Source organism: Pseudarthrobacter sp. WHRI 8279 (assembly GCF_040224115.2).
In the GTDB taxonomy this organism is placed as follows: Bacteria; Actinomycetota; Actinomycetes; order Actinomycetales; family Micrococcaceae; genus Arthrobacter.
The window spans coordinates 1918582-1933285 of the sequence record NZ_CP168162.1; the positions used below are offsets into that span (position 1 = coordinate 1918582).

At 65.8% G+C, this 14704-nt stretch carries 15 protein-coding genes; 3 read left to right on the forward strand and 12 right to left on the reverse strand.

Annotated features, from left to right (window positions below; all coding sequences use genetic code 11):
- Positions 1-7: 7 nt before the first annotated feature.
- From ABRP28_RS08685 to ychF, 4 genes are all read right to left on the reverse strand, one after another.
- Entirely contained in the window at positions 8-448 is a 441-nt protein-coding gene (locus tag ABRP28_RS08685; RefSeq protein ID WP_350001903.1) for a hypothetical protein, read from the reverse strand.
- Complete coding sequence (locus ABRP28_RS08690; protein WP_350001905.1) at positions 448-1626, reverse strand: cryptochrome/photolyase family protein; 1179 nt, start codon at positions 1624-1626, stop codon at positions 448-450. Before ABRP28_RS08690 ends, ABRP28_RS08685 begins: the two co-directional genes overlap by 1 nt.
- 81 nt (positions 1627-1707) lie before the next feature.
- Positions 1708-2379: an SDR family NAD(P)-dependent oxidoreductase gene (locus tag ABRP28_RS08695; RefSeq protein WP_350001907.1), complete on the reverse strand. Its 672-nt coding sequence runs from the start codon at positions 2377-2379 to the stop codon at positions 1708-1710.
- 113 nt (positions 2380-2492) lie between these two features.
- Positions 2493-3578 carry a redox-regulated ATPase YchF gene (ychF, locus tag ABRP28_RS08700; RefSeq protein ID WP_350001909.1) on the reverse strand — a complete coding sequence of 362 codons (1086 nt, stop codon included), beginning with the start codon at positions 3576-3578 and terminating at the stop codon, positions 2493-2495.
- A 100-nt stretch (positions 3579-3678) separates the two neighbouring features.
- On the opposite strand from ychF, the gene ABRP28_RS08705 reads away from it, so the two are divergent.
- On the forward strand, positions 3679-4926 hold the full coding sequence (locus tag ABRP28_RS08705) for a DNA recombination protein RmuC (protein WP_350001910.1): 1248 nt from the start codon (positions 3679-3681) through the stop codon (positions 4924-4926).
- Between the two features lie 155 nt (positions 4927-5081).
- On the opposite strand, the gene ABRP28_RS08710 is transcribed toward ABRP28_RS08705, so the two are convergent.
- Positions 5082-6161: a 4-hydroxy-3-methylbut-2-enyl diphosphate reductase gene (locus tag ABRP28_RS08710; protein WP_188809698.1), complete on the reverse strand. Its 1080-nt coding sequence runs from the start codon at positions 6159-6161 to the stop codon at positions 5082-5084.
- 9 nt (positions 6162-6170) lie between these two features.
- Positions 6171-7022, reverse strand: a complete 852-nt coding sequence (locus ABRP28_RS08715; RefSeq protein WP_350001913.1) for a hypothetical protein — start codon at positions 7020-7022, stop codon at positions 6171-6173.
- 238 nt (positions 7023-7260) lie between these two features.
- On the opposite strand from ABRP28_RS08715, the gene xseA reads away from it, so the two are divergent.
- A complete protein-coding gene (xseA, locus tag ABRP28_RS08720) occupies positions 7261-8601 on the forward strand; it encodes an exodeoxyribonuclease VII large subunit (RefSeq protein WP_350001915.1) in 1341 nt (446 codons plus the stop codon).
- Positions 8594-8812 (forward strand): exodeoxyribonuclease VII small subunit, encoded by a 219-nt coding sequence (locus ABRP28_RS08725; RefSeq protein ID WP_350001917.1) that lies wholly within the window; start codon positions 8594-8596, stop codon positions 8810-8812. Before xseA ends, ABRP28_RS08725 begins: the two co-directional genes overlap by 8 nt.
- 49 nt (positions 8813-8861) lie before the next feature.
- On the opposite strand, the gene ABRP28_RS08730 is transcribed toward ABRP28_RS08725, so the two are convergent.
- The 6 genes from ABRP28_RS08730 to ABRP28_RS08755 all read right to left on the reverse strand — a co-directional run bounded on the left by ABRP28_RS08730 (position 8862) and on the right by ABRP28_RS08755 (position 14670).
- Positions 8862-9716 (reverse strand): polyphosphate kinase 2 family protein, encoded by an 855-nt coding sequence (locus ABRP28_RS08730; RefSeq protein ID WP_350001918.1) that lies wholly within the window; start codon positions 9714-9716, stop codon positions 8862-8864.
- 51 nt (positions 9717-9767) lie between these two features.
- Positions 9768-10988: a pyridoxal phosphate-dependent aminotransferase gene (locus ABRP28_RS08735; RefSeq protein ID WP_350001920.1), complete on the reverse strand. Its 1221-nt coding sequence runs from the start codon at positions 10986-10988 to the stop codon at positions 9768-9770.
- Between the two features lie 148 nt (positions 10989-11136).
- Entirely contained in the window at positions 11137-12099 is a 963-nt protein-coding gene (locus tag ABRP28_RS08740; protein ID WP_350001921.1) for an ABC transporter substrate-binding protein, read from the reverse strand.
- Positions 12096-12842, reverse strand: a complete 747-nt coding sequence (locus tag ABRP28_RS08745) for an ABC transporter permease (RefSeq protein ID WP_231457031.1) — start codon at positions 12840-12842, stop codon at positions 12096-12098. The genes ABRP28_RS08740 and ABRP28_RS08745 overlap by 4 nt, the downstream gene beginning before the upstream one ends.
- Positions 12839-13570, reverse strand: a complete 732-nt coding sequence (locus ABRP28_RS08750; protein ID WP_350001923.1) for an ABC transporter permease subunit — start codon at positions 13568-13570, stop codon at positions 12839-12841. The genes ABRP28_RS08745 and ABRP28_RS08750 overlap by 4 nt, the downstream gene beginning before the upstream one ends.
- A complete protein-coding gene (locus ABRP28_RS08755; protein ID WP_350001925.1) occupies positions 13570-14670 on the reverse strand; it encodes an ATP-binding cassette domain-containing protein in 1101 nt (366 codons plus the stop codon). The genes ABRP28_RS08750 and ABRP28_RS08755 overlap by 1 nt, the downstream gene beginning before the upstream one ends.
- Between the last annotated feature and the right edge of the window lie 34 nt (positions 14671-14704).

Here is a 14704-nt window from a genome sequence, read left to right on the forward strand (position 1 = left end):
CCTGTACTCAGGATAGTGCGTGCGGCCCCTTGATTGCCGGTGCCGCCCGCAGCAGCCGTGTTGCCTCCTGCCCTGCGCCGAGCAGGGCTTCAGCACGACGGCGGTGCTCCCGCCGCTTCTCCGGGTCCATGGCGTCCAGCAGGGAGACCGCCATCCGGGAGCGCGGATTCCGTGCGAAGACCTCCCGGTGGTCATCGATGAAGGTCCAGTAGAGCCCGTCCCAGTCGTGCACCCATTCCCCCGCCGGCAGGTCCGACATCCTGCGAAGGTAATTGCTGCCGGAAACGTACGGTTTCGTGGTGATCTCCTCCCCCGCGGCGAACTGGCTCATGGCATACACGTTGGGGACCATCACCCAGTCGTACGCGTCGACGAAGAGTTCCATGAACCATTCGTAGACGTCGTCCGGATGGACCCGCAGCAGGGACATGGCGTTGCCCAGGACCATCAACCGCTCAATGTGGTGGGCATACCCCGTGGCAAGCACCCGCGGATCACCAGGTCCACCGGAGTCAACCCGGTACCTGCATCCCACCATCCGTCCCCCAGCCCGTTGCTGTGGCTCAACCGGTTGGCGGTGCGCATCTGCCAGCCGCGGGTCCGGTAGGTGGCACGCATGTATTCACGCCAGCCAATCACCTGCCGGACGAAACCCTCCAGGGAGGCGAGGGGAGTATTTGGGCCTGCACCCTCGAGCACGGCCTCCAGGACCTCCCGCGGGTCCAGCAGACCGATATTTAACGCCGGAGTGAGCAGGCCGTGGGCGATGAACGGATGCGTTGTGGAAATTGCGTCCTCGTAGGGGCCGAAGTCGTCCAGCCGTTCGCGGACGAATTCTTGCAGGTGGCTGCGTGCCTCGTCCGCGCTCGTGGGCCAGGCAAACAGGGCGGGATCGCCCGGAGCATCCGGAAACTCCTCCGTCACCCAGGCAATCGCCTGTTCGACGTCGTCCGACCCCGCGTCCCCGGGAGGGGCTTCCGGTCCGGTCAGGGAGTCAAGGTCAAAGGTACCTTCCGGCCGCTGGATGGGGTGGCGGGCGAACCGGCCTACCGTGGGAGGCGTGTACCCCCGGGGAAGCTTCTTCCGGTTGTCTGCGTCAAAGGACCATTTCCCGCCTGCCGGCTCCCCGCCGTCGACCAGGATGCCGAGGCGGCGGCGCTGCCACACGTAGAAGTCATGCATGCGGGCAGCGTTGGCGGCAAACCACTGGTCAATCTGGCTTCGGTCGGTGAGGAAGTTAGGCGTCTCCAGCACATCCTCGCCGCGCATCCGGTAGCCGCCGTCGGCCAGGCCGGCATGGAGGTCCTGTTCAAGCCAGTCGTCCACCACGTCGAACCAGGTCACCCGGGCCGGGCGGCGGCGGCGCACCAGGTCAGCGAGCTGCTGGCGCGAGCTGCGCCCGGAGTCGCTGCGGAGGACAATGACCTCTTGGCCGTTCCCGCCCAGGCGGCGGGCAAACCGGCTCATGGACGCCCGGTGCAGGACCAGTTTGTGGGAGTGGAACGAGTACTGGCGAAAGAGCAGGTCATGCTCGATCAGCACAAATACGGTCCCATCTGCCGCATTGACTTGCTCGCGGAACAACTGATGCGGCAGAACCAAGCGCAGGTGCGGGCCGGACGTCATTTTCCAACCATAAGGGGCCTGGGCGCCTGCGCCGTCAGCAATGAACCCTGGACGGAATTCATTAGGTTCTTTGGCGCGCAGTTATGGACTTGGACGAGCGTGGAAGGCGGTGCTGGGCAGATCCTTCTCGCCGTCGACGATCGCGGTGATAATCCGGGCTGCAACCAGGTCCGGATCCAGTGCCGCGCCGAATTGCGGCGCTGACCCGGCGATCGGATGATCGGACAGCGTGGTGCCAGTGTGGCCTGGGCGGGCGTCTACGATCCGGATGCCCGCACGGCGATACTCCCGCGCCGCTGCGACAACGAAGGCCGCAAGCCCGGCCTTCGACGCCGAGTATGCCGCCAGGCCGGCGACGGGTGCTTCGGCCACAACGCCGCTCAGTGTGACAACGAACGGTTCCCGGCCCTCGCGTGCCGAGGCCTCGAGGTAGGGCTGGCTCCGCGTGATGAGCTGGATCGGACTGGTCGTGTTCACGGCGAAGAGTTCGTCCACCGTGGCGGGTTCAAGCCCTGATGCGGCACCGAAGGCCACGACCCCGGACGCAACCACCAGCCCGTCGAGGCGTCCGTACTGCGCTGTTGTGTCATCCAGCACCTTCTGGATCACGGAGGGGTCGCGCAGATCGTGCCCCGCAGATTTTGACGACCGGGCGACGATGGCGCCGTTGCTTTCCAGCTGGGCGGCGATGCGCGAACCGAGCCCGCCGGTGGCGCCAACTACCAGAACAACCGCACCCTGAAGAGTCGTCATGGGTAGATCCTAGGTCACGTGCTGCAGGCAGCCGAGCGCGGGACGGTTCCCTGATGCTGGACGAGACGGGCCCACGCGCGGCAGCAGATGGGCCCGTCTGGAGATTCTGTGGCCTAGACGTTGAAGCGGAACTCCACCACGTCGCCGTCGGCCATGACGTATTCCTTACCCTCAATGCGGACCTTGCCGCGGGATTTGGCCTCGGCCATGGACCCGGCTTCCACCAGATCGTTGAAGGACACCACCTCGGCCTTGATGAAGCCGCGCTGGAAGTCAGAGTGGATTACCCCTGCAGCCTGCGGTGCCGTATCGCCCTGGCGGATGGTCCAGGCGCGGGTTTCCTTGGGGCCGGCGGTCAGGTAGGTCTGCAGCCCCAGCGTGTGGAAGCCGACGCGCGCCAGCTGGTCCAGGCCGGATTCGTCCTGGCCATTCATCTCCAGCATCTCGCGGGCTTCTTCCTCGTCCAGTTCCACGAGGTCGGCTTCGAGCTTGGCGTCAAGGAAAACGGCGTCCGCCGGGGCAACCATAGCCCGCAGTTCTTCCTGCTTTTCGGGACTGCCCAGGATGCCTTCATCGGCGTTGAAGACGTAGATGAACGGCTTGGCCGTCAGGAGGCCGAGCTCCTTGAGGTGTTCCATCTCCAGCTTGTCGCTCTTGATGGAAGAGAAGATGGTGTCGCCGCGCTCCAGGACCACCTGGGCTGCCTTGATGGCGGCAAGCTCCGCGGCTTCCCGCTTCTTGATCTTGACTTCCTTTTCGATCCGCGGAATCGCGTTCTCGATGGTCTGCAGGTCAGCCAGGATCAGCTCGGTATTGATGGTTTCCATGTCCGAGCGCGGATCAACCTTGCCGTCGACGTGGATGACATCGGGGTCGTCGAACACCCGCACCACCTGGGCAATAGCTTCGGCTTCGCGGATGTTGGCCAGGAACTTGTTGCCCAGGCCTTCTCCTTCCGAGGCACCCTTGACGATGCCGGCGATGTCCACGAACGACACCGGTGCGGGCAGGAGGCGCTGCGAACCGAAGATCTCAGCCAGCTTCTGAAGCCGGGGGTCGGGCAGGTTCACGACGCCGACATTGGGTTCGATGGTGGCGAACGGGTAGTTCGCTGCCAGGACCTGGTTGCGGGTGAGCGCGTTGAAGAGAGTTGATTTGCCGACGTTGGGCAGTCCGACGATGCCAATAGTAAGAGCCACGAGGATTTATTCTACCCGCAGCGGGCGGCCCGGGGTCCGGTGCCGGCCGGGGGAAATGTCGCTTCGGCAAAATGTCACAGCCCCGTGCGACAGTGAGGGCATGGATGGTTTCGCCTTGATTCTTGCTTTGTTCATGCTGCTGCTGGGCGCCCTGGCGGGTGCTGCCGTTGTGTTCTTCGTGCTGCGGAAAAACACGCGTGGCCTGGAGGAGGACTTCGACGCCGTGTCGTCACGGCTTTCCGAGGTCAGCGCGCAGTTTGCCGCGGCCGACGCCGAGCGAAGGCTTTTGGCGGCACAGAACCGCGAGCTGGGAGAGGCCCGGACACAGGACGGCAGCGTGCTGCGGGCGCTGGCCCCGGTGGCGGAGAAACTGACGGCCGTCCAGCAGCAGGTGGCGCTGCTGGAACGGGACCGGGTGGAGCAATACGGCCAGCTCGCCCAGCAGTTGCAGGAAGCGCGGCTCTCCGACGAACAGCTGATCCGCTCGACCCATGCACTGGAGTCTGCCCTCCGGTCGAACAGCGCCCGCGGCCAGTGGGGTGAAGTCCAGCTCCGGCGGGTGGTGGAAGCCTCCGGCATGCTGCGGCACGTCGATTTCGTGGAGCAGGTCCACAGTGCCGGGCACGATTCGGGCGTGAGGCCGGACCTGGTGGTGCAGCTGCCGGGAGAGAAACAGCTGGTGGTGGATGCGAAAGTACCGCTCTCCTCCTACCTGGAAGCCCAGGAACTTGGCGCGGCGCAGGACCTCCGCGCCGCCGACGGTTCCCGCGCCCGGCAGGCCGGACCGCTGTCCGGGAGCGACCGCCGGAACCAGCAGGCGCTGCTGGCCGCCCATGCCAAGGCGTTGCGGGCTCACGTTGATTCCCTGAGCAGCAAGAAGTACTGGGACATTCCGGGCAACTCCCCCGAGCTGGTGATCTGCTTTATCCCTGCCGAATCCATCCTGGCCGCCGCGCTCATGGCGGACGCCGGTCTCCTTGATCATGCACTGTCCAAGAACGTGGTCCTGGCATCGCCCAGCACGCTGCTGGCCGTGCTCAAGTCCGTGGCCTTCACCTGGCGGCAGGACGTCCTGACGGACAGCGCCCGGGAGTTGTTCGAACTGGCACGGCAGCTGTACGACCGGATGGGGACCCTGGGCGAGAACGTCACCAAACTGGGCTCGTCCCTGAAATCGTCGGTGGACCGCTACAACGCCATGGTGGGGACCCTGGAGGCCCGTGTCCTTCCCACGGCACGCAAACTGAACTCGCTTGAGGAATCCGGACTTGCTGCCCCTCCCGTTGTTGAGGTCACCCCGCGGGCCCTGGCGGCGCCTGAACTGCAAAGCGACCACGAGGCAGCCTGAAAGCCACGCCAAGGGGACACAAAAGTGGGCCCGGCAGTTGCCGGGCCCACTTCAACAACAATCACTACGAACTGCAATCAGATGCACAGTCACCGGCTGCGCACACCACGAACCTGCGCACACCACAAACCTGCGCCGGTTCGGCTGGGTGCCGGTCAGTCCCGGGAGCGGCGTCCACCCAGGGCACGGCTGACGTCGCCGGCCTGCTTGAGTGTCGCCCTGAGTTCCTTGGGCAGCGAGAAGAGCAGGTCTTCCTCAGCGGTGACGACTTCCTCCACGGTGCCGTAGCCGTAGTCGGCCAGCAGGCGCAGGACGTCCTGGACCAGGACTTCCGGAACGGATGCCCCGGACGTCACGCCCACAGTGGCCACGCCTTCGAACCAGGCCTCGTCCACCTCGTTGGCGAAATCCACGCGGTAGGACGCCTTCGCCCCGTACTCCAGGGCCACCTCCACGAGCCGGACAGAGTTGGAGGAGTTCGCTGAGCCCACCACGATCACCAGGTCTGCCTGCGGCGAGATCTTCTTGATGGCCACCTGGCGGTTGGTGGTGGCGTAGCAGATGTCATCGCTGGGCGGATCCTGCAGGGTGGGGAACCGCTGCTTGAGCAGCCGGACGGTCTCCATGGTTTCGTCCACGCTGAGGGTGGTCTGGGAAAGCCAGATCACCTTTTCGGGGTCCCGGACGGTGACCTTGTCCACTTCGTGGGGGCCGTTGATGATCTGGATGTGTTCCGGGGCTTCGCCGGCCGTGCCCTCGACTTCCTCGTGGCCGTCGTGGCCGATCAGCAGGATGTCGAAATCGTCCTTCGCAAACCGGACAGCTTCCTTGTGGACCTTGGTCACCAGGGGGCAGGTGGCATCGATGGTGCGCAGGCCGCGGTCCTCGGCGGACTGGACAACTGCCGGCGATACGCCGTGGGCCGAGAAGATGACCAGGGCACCCTCGGGCACTTCGTCGGTCTCGTCGACGAAAATGGCACCCTGCTCCTCCAGGGAGCTGACCACGTGCACGTTGTGGACGATCTGCTTCCGCACGTACACCGGAGGGCCGTAGTGCTCCAGGGCCTTCTCGACGGCGATGACGGCACGGTCAACGCCGGCGCAGTAACCGCGGGGAGCAGCGAGCAGCACCTTCTTGGTCCCGGAGACGGGGGCTGCGGCAGCAACTTCCTCAGGTGAGCGGCGCCTACGCGGGATGGTGGGCATCGAAAGGGAAACAGCTGAGGGGGTCATTACTCCATGCTACCGGCTTGCCCGCGCCCGCTTTCGCGTGGCCAGCCCGGCCACCACGCCCAGCAGCAACAAGGCACCGCCCCCAACCGCCGCTGCCATGGTCCAGCCGCTGAAATCTGCTGCAGCGGCAGCCACGAACTCGTCCCTGAACATGTTGGCAACCTCATTTCCGCTGTCCGCGGACACAACAGCAGCGGACGCGATCCCGGACCCCAGGGACCATGCAGCCGCGAGGACGAGCGCGCCTGCTCCTGCACCGGCAACCACTGACCACCGCCGGTTCGCCGCCACCAGGGCCAGGAGCAGTGCGATCGCCGAGCCTGCGGCCAGCAGGTATCCGGCGGGGGCGTACGTGGTGAGCCTCTCGGTCCATTCCTTGTGCTCGGGCTGGCCCACATTGATGAGGGTCTGGTCCGGCGGGTCCAGCGGCAGCCCCGTGGTGCGCGAGATCTCCCCGGCGCCCAGCGACACCAAGGGGGCGACATCAAGGGTGAGCGATGAAGCGGGCGCTGATCCGCCGTCGTCCGTTGCCGGGCCGGCGAAGCTGAGCCGGTGGCTCTTGCGCAGCGTTTCCTCCCAGGCGGCCGGATACTCCGGCAGGGCGGCCAGTGCTGATGCGGAATCCTCCAGCACCGGCTGGACCAGGTCCGAAAGAAACCCGGGAACGGCGCTGGTATCGATGGTTGCCACTGCGGCCGTGGCCAGCTGCTGCTGGAACCCCGGATCCCTGCCGAGCGGAGCCGCCAGCTCAACGAAGCCCTGTTCCTGGACGATGTTGCGGTCCAGCCAGATGGCGGGGACTGCCACTGCGGCCAGCAGGACTGCCAGCACGGTGGCGGCAGCGGAGACAAAACTTCGCACGGAGCATCCTTCAGGTTGGCGGGCGGTCAATCCATCCTAGGCGGGGCTCCGGGCGGGATCCTGTCAGTCCTGGGTGGTAGAGCTTATGGATAAGGTTGAATGACCGCCGAAGAACCACCAGCCCTACAAAAACCGGCCGTATAACAACCGGCCCTATGAAAACCAGCGCTGCAACAAACAGCCCACCAACGGATGAAGGACCCCATGCCCGCAGCTCCAGCCCGCCACGAGCGTCCGCATGTCTGACCAGGCGTCGCTTCCGGTCTCCGGCCAGCAGCTTGCGGCGCCCACAACGCTGCCTGCCACGGCCGCCGAAACCAGCCCGGACAACCCGTGGCCGCTCCAGCTGCTGTCACAGAAGCTCAAGGCCCATATCGACCGGACCCCTTCGGCATGGGTTGAGGGCCAGGTCATTGAGCTGAACCGCCGTGGCAGCAACGCCTACCTCACCCTGAGGGATGTCGACGCCGAGGTTTCGCTGCCGGCCTCTGTCTGGACCAAGGTGCTGGAACGCCAGAACCTGCCGCTGGAGCGGGGCTCGCGGGTGGTTGCACTGCTGAAGCCGGAGTTCTGGATCAAGACCGGCCGGCTGAACATGATGGTCAGGGACATCAGGCCGGTGGGCCTGGGCGATCTCCTGGCCCGGATCGAGCGGCTGCGCCAGGCCCTCGCCGCCGAAGGCCTCTTTGCGGACTCCCGCAAGAAGCCCCTGCCACTGCTGCCCCATCGGATTGGCCTCATCACCGGCCGTGATTCCGACGCCAAGAAGGACATCCTGCGCAACGCTGCCCTGCGCTGGCCCGCGGTCGAGTTCGAAATCCGGGAGGTGGCCGTGCAGGGAAACACAGCGGTGGCCCAGGTGGTCCGCGCCCTCCGCGATCTGGACGGCCTGCCCGAAGTGGATGTCATCGTGATCGCCCGCGGCGGAGGCGCCCTGGAGGATCTCCTGCCCTTCAACAGCGAGGAACTGATCCGAGCCGTGGCCGCTGCCGCCACCCCCGTGGTCAGCGCCATCGGCCATGAGGCGGACCGGCCGCTGCTGGACGACGTTGCGGACCTGCGGGCTTCAACCCCCACGGACGCCGCCAAGCGGATTGTCCCGGAAGTGTCCGAGGAACTGGCAGGGGTGCGCCAGGCACGCGTGCAGCTGCGCCGGTGCATGGAACGGCTGGTGGACAGGGAAGCGGACCGCCTGGCGTCCCTCCACTCGCGGCCGGTGCTGGCTGCGCCGGAAGGACTCGTGACCATCCGGTCCGAAGAAATTGAGCGGCTGCTCAGGAGGTCCTCCGCCGCCGTCAGCTCCTCCGTGGTCCGCGCGGCTGACCAGCTTGGGCACCTGAAAGCCCAGGTGCGGGCGCTGTCGCCGCAGAAGACGCTGGACCGGGGGTACGCCGTCGTGGAACTCGCCGGAAAGCAGGCCGAAGAAGCCGGCACCGCGGGCCATGCAGTGGTGCGCCGCCCGGCGGAGGCTCCGCCCGGCGCGCCCCTTTCCATCCGCGTGGCTGAAGGCCGTTTCGGCGCAACCTCCACCGGCACACTTGAACAGCCCACTACGGAAACCGGAGAAGTCAATGACTGAGCAGAAACCAGCGGCCGACATCAAGGCACTGAGCTACGAGGAAGCCCGGGAACAACTCATCGCCGTGGTGGGAAAGCTTGAGGCCGGCGGCGCCAGCCTTGAAGAATCCCTGGCACTGTGGGAACGCGGCGAGGCCCTGGCGGCGCGTTGCGAGGAATGGCTGGAAGGCGCCCGGAAGCGGCTGGCAGCTGCCCGCGACCAGCCGCTCTAAGCCCGCAGCCGGAGCCCTGAGCCCGGGCCCCCGGATCCGCAGCCAAGTGTCAGGACCGTGCCACCAGCTCCCGTTCCAGGGCGACGTCGAATTCGGCCTTGGGCCATTGAAGGTCCATGCCGTTCAGCGCCCCCAGCAGCAGCTGCTGCACGGCGATCCTTGCAAACCACTTCTTGTTGGCCGGAACCACGTACCAGGGCGCGTTCGCGGTGTTGGTTTCATCGATGGCTGACTGGTAGGCGCTCATGTAGTCCTCCCAGAACGCCCGTTCGTCGAGGTCCCCCCGGCTGTATTTCCAGTGCTTGGCCGGGTTGTCCAGCCGGGCCAGCAGCCGCTCCTTCTGTTCCTCTCCACTGATGTGGAGCATCACCTTCACAACCGTGGTTCCGGAGCCGCTGAGCCTGGCCTCAAACTCGTTGATGGCCACGTACCGGCGCTTGAGTTCCTCCGGGCTGGCCCAGCGGTGGACACGGTGGATCAGGACGTCCTCGTAGTGGGAACGGTCAAACACGCCCACCATGCCTGCAGCGGGCACTTCCTTTTCGATCCGCCACAGGAAATCGTAGGATTTTTCAACATCCGTAGGGGCCTTAAAGGCCTTGAACTGGACGCCCTGGGGATCCATTGCAGCCATCACGTGGTTGACGATGCCGCCCTTACCGGCGGTGTCCATGGCCTGCAGGATCAGCAGGATGCGCTTGCGCCCGCCGAACCGGGACTCTGCGAAGAGTTTTTCCTGCAGTCCAGCCAGTTCGTCGTCCATCGCCGCGAGCAGGGCCTGGCCGTCCTCCTTGGTGCCATCGAAGCCCGGCGTTGAACCAGGGTCCAGGTCGCTCAACGAAAAGCCCTTGCCGGCCCGCAGGGTCTCAGAGGGGTCCTGGTGAAAGCCAACGGCACCGGCCATGGGAAGTCCTTTCGCGAAGTTCCACGGGACCGAAGCGCCCGTGACCACAGGCTAGTTGCCCTGGTACCTGCTTAGGAAGTCCCCCATCCGGCCCACGGCCTCTTCGATGTCCTTGACGTTGGGCAGGGTGACCATGCGGAAGTGGTCCGGGCGGACCCAGTTGAACGCCCTGCCATGGGACACCAGGATCTTTTGTTCCCTGAGCAGGTCCAGGACGAACTTCTCGTCGTCGCGGATGTGGTAGACCTCGGGGTCAAGTTTCGGGAAAAGGTAGAGTGCGCCCCGCGCCTGCTGGGTGCTGACGCCCGGGATTGCGTTGAGCATGTCGTAGGCCTTGTTGCGCTGCTCCAGCAGGCGCCCGCCCGGCAGGATGAGGTCGTTGATGCTCTGGTAGCCGCCCAGTGCAGTCTGGATGGCATGCTGGGCCGGAACGTTCGCGCAGAGGCGCATGTTGGCCAGGAGGCTGATGCCCTCGAGGTAGTCCGCGGCATCCTTCTTGGGGCCAGAGATGGCCATCCAGCCGGCCCGGTAGCCGCACACCCGGTAGGCCTTGGACAGGCCGCTGAAGGTCAGGCACAGGACGTCGTCACCGGTCAGTTTGGCCAGGTTGATGTGGACGGCGTCCTCATACAGGATCTTCTCGTAGATTTCGTCGGCGAAGACCACCAGGCCGTGCTTCTCTGCAAGGGCAACGATTTTCTTCAGCGTCTCTTCCGGGTAGACGGCGCCGGTGGGGTTGTTCGGGTTGATGACCACGATGCCCTTGGTGCGGGGCGTGATCTTGGCTTCCATGTCCTCCAGGTCCGGCTGCCAGCCCGTTTCCTCGTCGCAGAGGTAATGGACGGGCCTGCCGCCGGCGAGCGCCACGGATGCGGTCCACAGCGGGTAGTCCGGGGTGGGGATCAGGACTTCGTCACCGTCATCGAGCAGGGCCATCAGGGACATGGTGATGAGTTCGCTGACGCCGTTGCCCAGGTAGATGTCATCCACATGGATGTTGTGGATGTCCCGGGTCTGGTAGTACTGCGACACGGCGGTCCGTGCGGAGAAAATGCCGCGGGAATCGCTGTAGCCCTGGGCGTGCGGCAGGTGGCGGATCATGTCCACGAGGATGGCGTCCGGTGCTTCGAAGCCAAACGGCGCGGGATTGCCGATGTTCAGTTTAAGGATCCGGTGCCCCTCGGCCTCCATCTGCTGGGCAGCCTGGAGGATCGGTCCACGAATGTCATAAAGGACGTTGTTGAGCTTGGTGGACTGCCTGAATTCTGCCATCCCTCAAATATGCCACAGGAAGGATGGACGGCCGTGAGACGTCAGCCACAGGCGGCGCGCGCCGCCACCAGGAACGGACGACGGCGGCTGCCGGACTTCGGGAAGTCCGGCAGCCGCCGTCGTACTGCCTAGGGCCAGGAGGGCAGCCCTACTTGACGATGCCCTTTTCCTTCAGCCACGCGTCCGCAGCCTCCTTGGCACCCTGCTTCTGACTGCCACTGACGGCCCGGTTCAGGTTGATGAGGTCCTCGGTGGTCAGGATGCGGGACACCGAGTTGAGGGCCTCCTTGGCTGTGTCGGTCATTTTCGCCTCGTTGTACAGCGGAACCACCTGCTGGGCGATGAAGTTGTTCTTGGGGTCTTCCAGCACAACAAGATCGTTGTCTGCGATGGACGGGGTGGTGGTGTAGATGTCCGCCACCTGCACCTGGTCCTCCAGGAGCGCCTTGAGCGTCACGGGACCGCCGCCGTCACTGAACGGCTCCAGCTTCTTCGGTTCGCAGTTGTAGTTCTCCTTCAGGCCGGGCAGTCCGTAGGCGCGCTCGGCGAAGGTGGCGGGGGCGCCCACCACGATTTCGCTGCACACCTTGGCCAGGTCCTCGAGGGACTTCAGCTGGTACTTCTCGGCGGTGGCCTTGGTGACCACCATGGCGTCCTTGTTCTCGGCCTCGGAGGGTTCCAGCACCGCCAGTCCGTCCGGCAGCTTCTCCGGCAGGGCTGCGGCGATGTCGTCCGCCGATTCCTCGGCGGCTTCCTTGTCCACGTGCAGCAGGAGGTTGCCGGTGTAGTCCGGAACCACGTCCACCGAACCGTCCTGGACGGCCTTGATGTACACCTCGCGGGAGCCGATGTTCGGCTTGGTGGTGGCGGTGATGCCGGCGGCGGTCAGGGCTCCAGCGTAGATTTCTGCCACAATCTGGCTTTCCGGGAAGTCGGCCGAGCCGACAACGAGGGACGTTGTTTCCCCGGAGGCTGCCCCGCTGGTGGCCGGCGCGTTGCTCAGCGGATCGGAGGATCCTCCGCACGCGGACAATGCCATGGCCAGGCCGAGCCCGGCGGCGAGCCCGCTGAATGCACGCCTGCCGAGATGGTGTGGACGGCTTTCCTTCATGATTTACCTCCTTGTACCACAGCCTCCGCCAGGACGGGGTCTGTGAGATCGGCCGCAGCCTGCTGGCTGCGGCGGGACTGGCCGGAGGCGCCTGTTGCCAGGAACAGCCTCTGGAAAAGGGACAGGACGAGGTCGACGGCGATGGCCAGCGCTGCGATGAGCAGGGACCCGCCGAGCATCTGGGGGAAGTCGCTGAGGACCAGTCCGTCGAATAGGTAGCGGCCCAGGCCGCCCAGGTTGATATAGGCCACCACGGAGACGGTGGCGATGACCTGCAGCACGCCGGTCCGGAACCCGCCGAACATAACGGTCAGGGCGTTGGGCAGTTCAGCCCGGAACAGGACCTGCAGTTCGGTCATGCCCATGGCCCGGGCGGCATCCACCACGTTGCGGTCCACGCTGGAAATACCGGCGTAGGTGCCGGCCAGCAGCGGCGGAACCGTGAGGATCACCAGCGCCCAGATGGGCGGCATCAGCCCGATTCCGGCGAGCAGCACGAAAAGTGTCAGCAGCCCCAGGGTGGGCAAGGCGCGCAGTGCACCGGCGAGCGCCACTACGGCAACCCTCCCCCTGCCCGTGTGGCCCACGTACATGCCAACGGGGACGGCAATGGCAACGGCGATCAGCATGACCAGGCCCGTGTACTGGAGGTGCTCACCCAGCCGGGCGGGAATTCCTGCAGCGCCGGTCCAGTGCAGGGGGTCGGCCAGCCAGGCGAACGTGTCCGTGAAAACGTTGCTCATGCGTTTCCGCCTCCGGTCTTCGGCATGGAATAACGTGCGGCTGCGTCAACTGCTTCTACCGCGTTACCGCCGTCCTGCTGGCGGGTCCCCCGCCGCCCGGCCCGCTCCCACGGCGTGAGGAGCCGTTCCAGCAGGACGAGCAATGCGTCCATGAGCAGGGCGAGGACAAGGATGGCGATGATCCCTACCACGATTTCCGTGACGAAGCCGCGCTGCAGTCCTGAGGTGAACAGCATGCCGAGGTTTCCGATGCCCAGCAGCGCTGCCACGCTGACCAGGGAGATGTTGCTGACGGACACCACCCGGAGCCCGGCAAACATCACCGGCAGGGACAGCGGCAGGTCCACCCGCAGGAACCGCGCCAGCGGTTTGTATCCCATGGCCACCGCGGCCTGGCCCACGTCCTCGCTCACCGAGTCGAAGGCGTCCAGGGCGGCACGGACCAGGAGGGCAACGGCGTAGATGGTCAGGGCCACCACCACGTTGAGCGGGTCAAGGATCCGGGTGCCCAGGATGGTGGGAAGAATGATGAACAGTGCCAGGGACGGAATGGTGTACAGCAGCGAGGAGGCGGTCAGCACCACCGAACGGAGGGTCCGGTTCTGGCGGGCCAGCTGCGCAAGGGGAAGGGAAATGACCAGTCCCAGGACCATGGGGACGAGGGCAAGCACCAGGTGCTGGCCGGACCGCTCCAGGACCATGCCGCTGTTGGCCAGGAACCATTCCATCAGAGTGCAGCCTGCCGCAGCTGGCGGGCTTCCTCGATGAGGGCCAGCACTTCGCCGCCCCGGATGACACCCTGCACCCGGCCGTCGGCATCCACTGCGACGCCAAGGCCCGACGGCGAGGACAGCGCAGCGTCCAGTGCCCGGCGCAGGCTCTCCCCGGGACGGAACAATGAACCTCCCGGGATGAGGCCGGTATCCGTGCCGGGCGTGGACCAGCCCAGCGGTCGCATGTTTTCATCCACCACCAGCTGCCAGCCGCCGGCTGCCTCCGGATCCGTCCCGGAGCCGCTGCCTCCGCGGATGATCGTCGGCACCGTGTGGAGGGTGACGCCGTCGGACGGGGTGAAGCCCAGGTGCCTGAAACCCCGGTCCCGTCCCACGAAGGAGGCCACGAAGTCGTTTGCCGGGGCACGGAGGATTTCCTCCGCCGTGGCGTACTGGGCAAGCTTTCCGCCCACCGCGAAGACGGCCACCTTGTCGCCCAGGACGGTTGCTTCATCGATGTCGTGGGTGACGAAGACGATGGTCTTGGCCAGGTCCTTCTGGAGCCGCAGCAGCTCCTGTTGCAGCTCGTCGCGGACCACGGGATCCACGGCGCTGAACGGCTCATCCATGAGCAGGATGGGCGGATCGGCGGCGAGCGCGCGGGCTACCCCCACGCGCTGCTGCTGGCCGCCGGAGAGCTGGGACGGGTAACGCTTGGCGAGCGGCCGGGCCAGGCCCACCACGTCCAGGAGTTCCTCAGCGCGGCGGCGGGCATCCGCCTTGGACACGCCGTTCAGCCGGGGAACGGTGGCAATGTTGTCCAGCACGGAGCGGTGGGGCAGGAGCCCTGCCGACTGCATCACGTAGCCCATGGAACGGCGGAGTTCGGGCGCCGGCACGGAGGTGACATCCTTGCCGTCCACAGTGATGGTCCCGGAGGTTGGTTCCACCATCCGGTTGATCATGCGCAGCGAGGTTGTCTTGCCGCAGCCTGACGGGCCCACGAAGACGGTGATGGAGCCCTTGCCGATGGACATGGAAAGGTTATCCACGGCCGGCTGCCCGCCCTGGAACTGTTTGGTAACGCTCTGAAACTCGATCATGGCCTGGTCCATGGCGCGGACTCACCTGTTCTCTGGGACGGCCTCT

What these genes read in the sequence shown, in the direction of transcription:
- ABRP28_RS08745 (WP_231457031.1), bottom strand. Translation starts at nt 12,842, where the DNA reads ATGAGCAACGTTTTCACGGACACGTTCGCCTGGCTGGCCGACCCCCTG.
- ABRP28_RS08730 (WP_350001918.1), bottom strand. Translation starts at nt 9,716, where the DNA reads ATGGCCGGTGCCGTTGGCTTTCACCAGGACCCCTCTGAGACCCTGCGG.
- ABRP28_RS08705 (WP_350001910.1), top strand. Translation starts at nt 3,679, where the DNA reads ATGGATGGTTTCGCCTTGATTCTTGCTTTGTTCATGCTGCTGCTGGGC.
- xseA (WP_350001915.1), top strand. Translation starts at nt 7,261, where the DNA reads ATGTCTGACCAGGCGTCGCTTCCGGTCTCCGGCCAGCAGCTTGCGGCG.
- ABRP28_RS08725 (WP_350001917.1), top strand. Translation starts at nt 8,594, where the DNA reads ATGACTGAGCAGAAACCAGCGGCCGACATCAAGGCACTGAGCTACGAG.
- ABRP28_RS08735 (WP_350001920.1), bottom strand. Translation starts at nt 10,988, where the DNA reads ATGGCAGAATTCAGGCAGTCCACCAAGCTCAACAACGTCCTTTATGAC.
- ABRP28_RS08755 (WP_350001925.1), bottom strand. Translation starts at nt 14,670, where the DNA reads ATGGACCAGGCCATGATCGAGTTTCAGAGCGTTACCAAACAGTTCCAG.
- ABRP28_RS08750 (WP_350001923.1), bottom strand. Translation starts at nt 13,570, where the DNA reads ATGGAATGGTTCCTGGCCAACAGCGGCATGGTCCTGGAGCGGTCCGGC.
- ABRP28_RS08710 (WP_188809698.1), bottom strand. Translation starts at nt 6,161, where the DNA reads ATGACCCCCTCAGCTGTTTCCCTTTCGATGCCCACCATCCCGCGTAGG.
- ABRP28_RS08690 (WP_350001905.1), bottom strand. Translation starts at nt 1,626, where the DNA reads ATGACGTCCGGCCCGCACCTGCGCTTGGTTCTGCCGCATCAGTTGTTC.
- ABRP28_RS08695 (WP_350001907.1), bottom strand. Translation starts at nt 2,379, where the DNA reads ATGACGACTCTTCAGGGTGCGGTTGTTCTGGTAGTTGGCGCCACCGGC.
- ABRP28_RS08740 (WP_350001921.1), bottom strand. Translation starts at nt 12,099, where the DNA reads ATGAAGGAAAGCCGTCCACACCATCTCGGCAGGCGTGCATTCAGCGGG.
- ABRP28_RS08685 (WP_350001903.1), bottom strand. Translation starts at nt 448, where the DNA reads ATGGTCCTGGGCAACGCCATGTCCCTGCTGCGGGTCCATCCGGACGAC.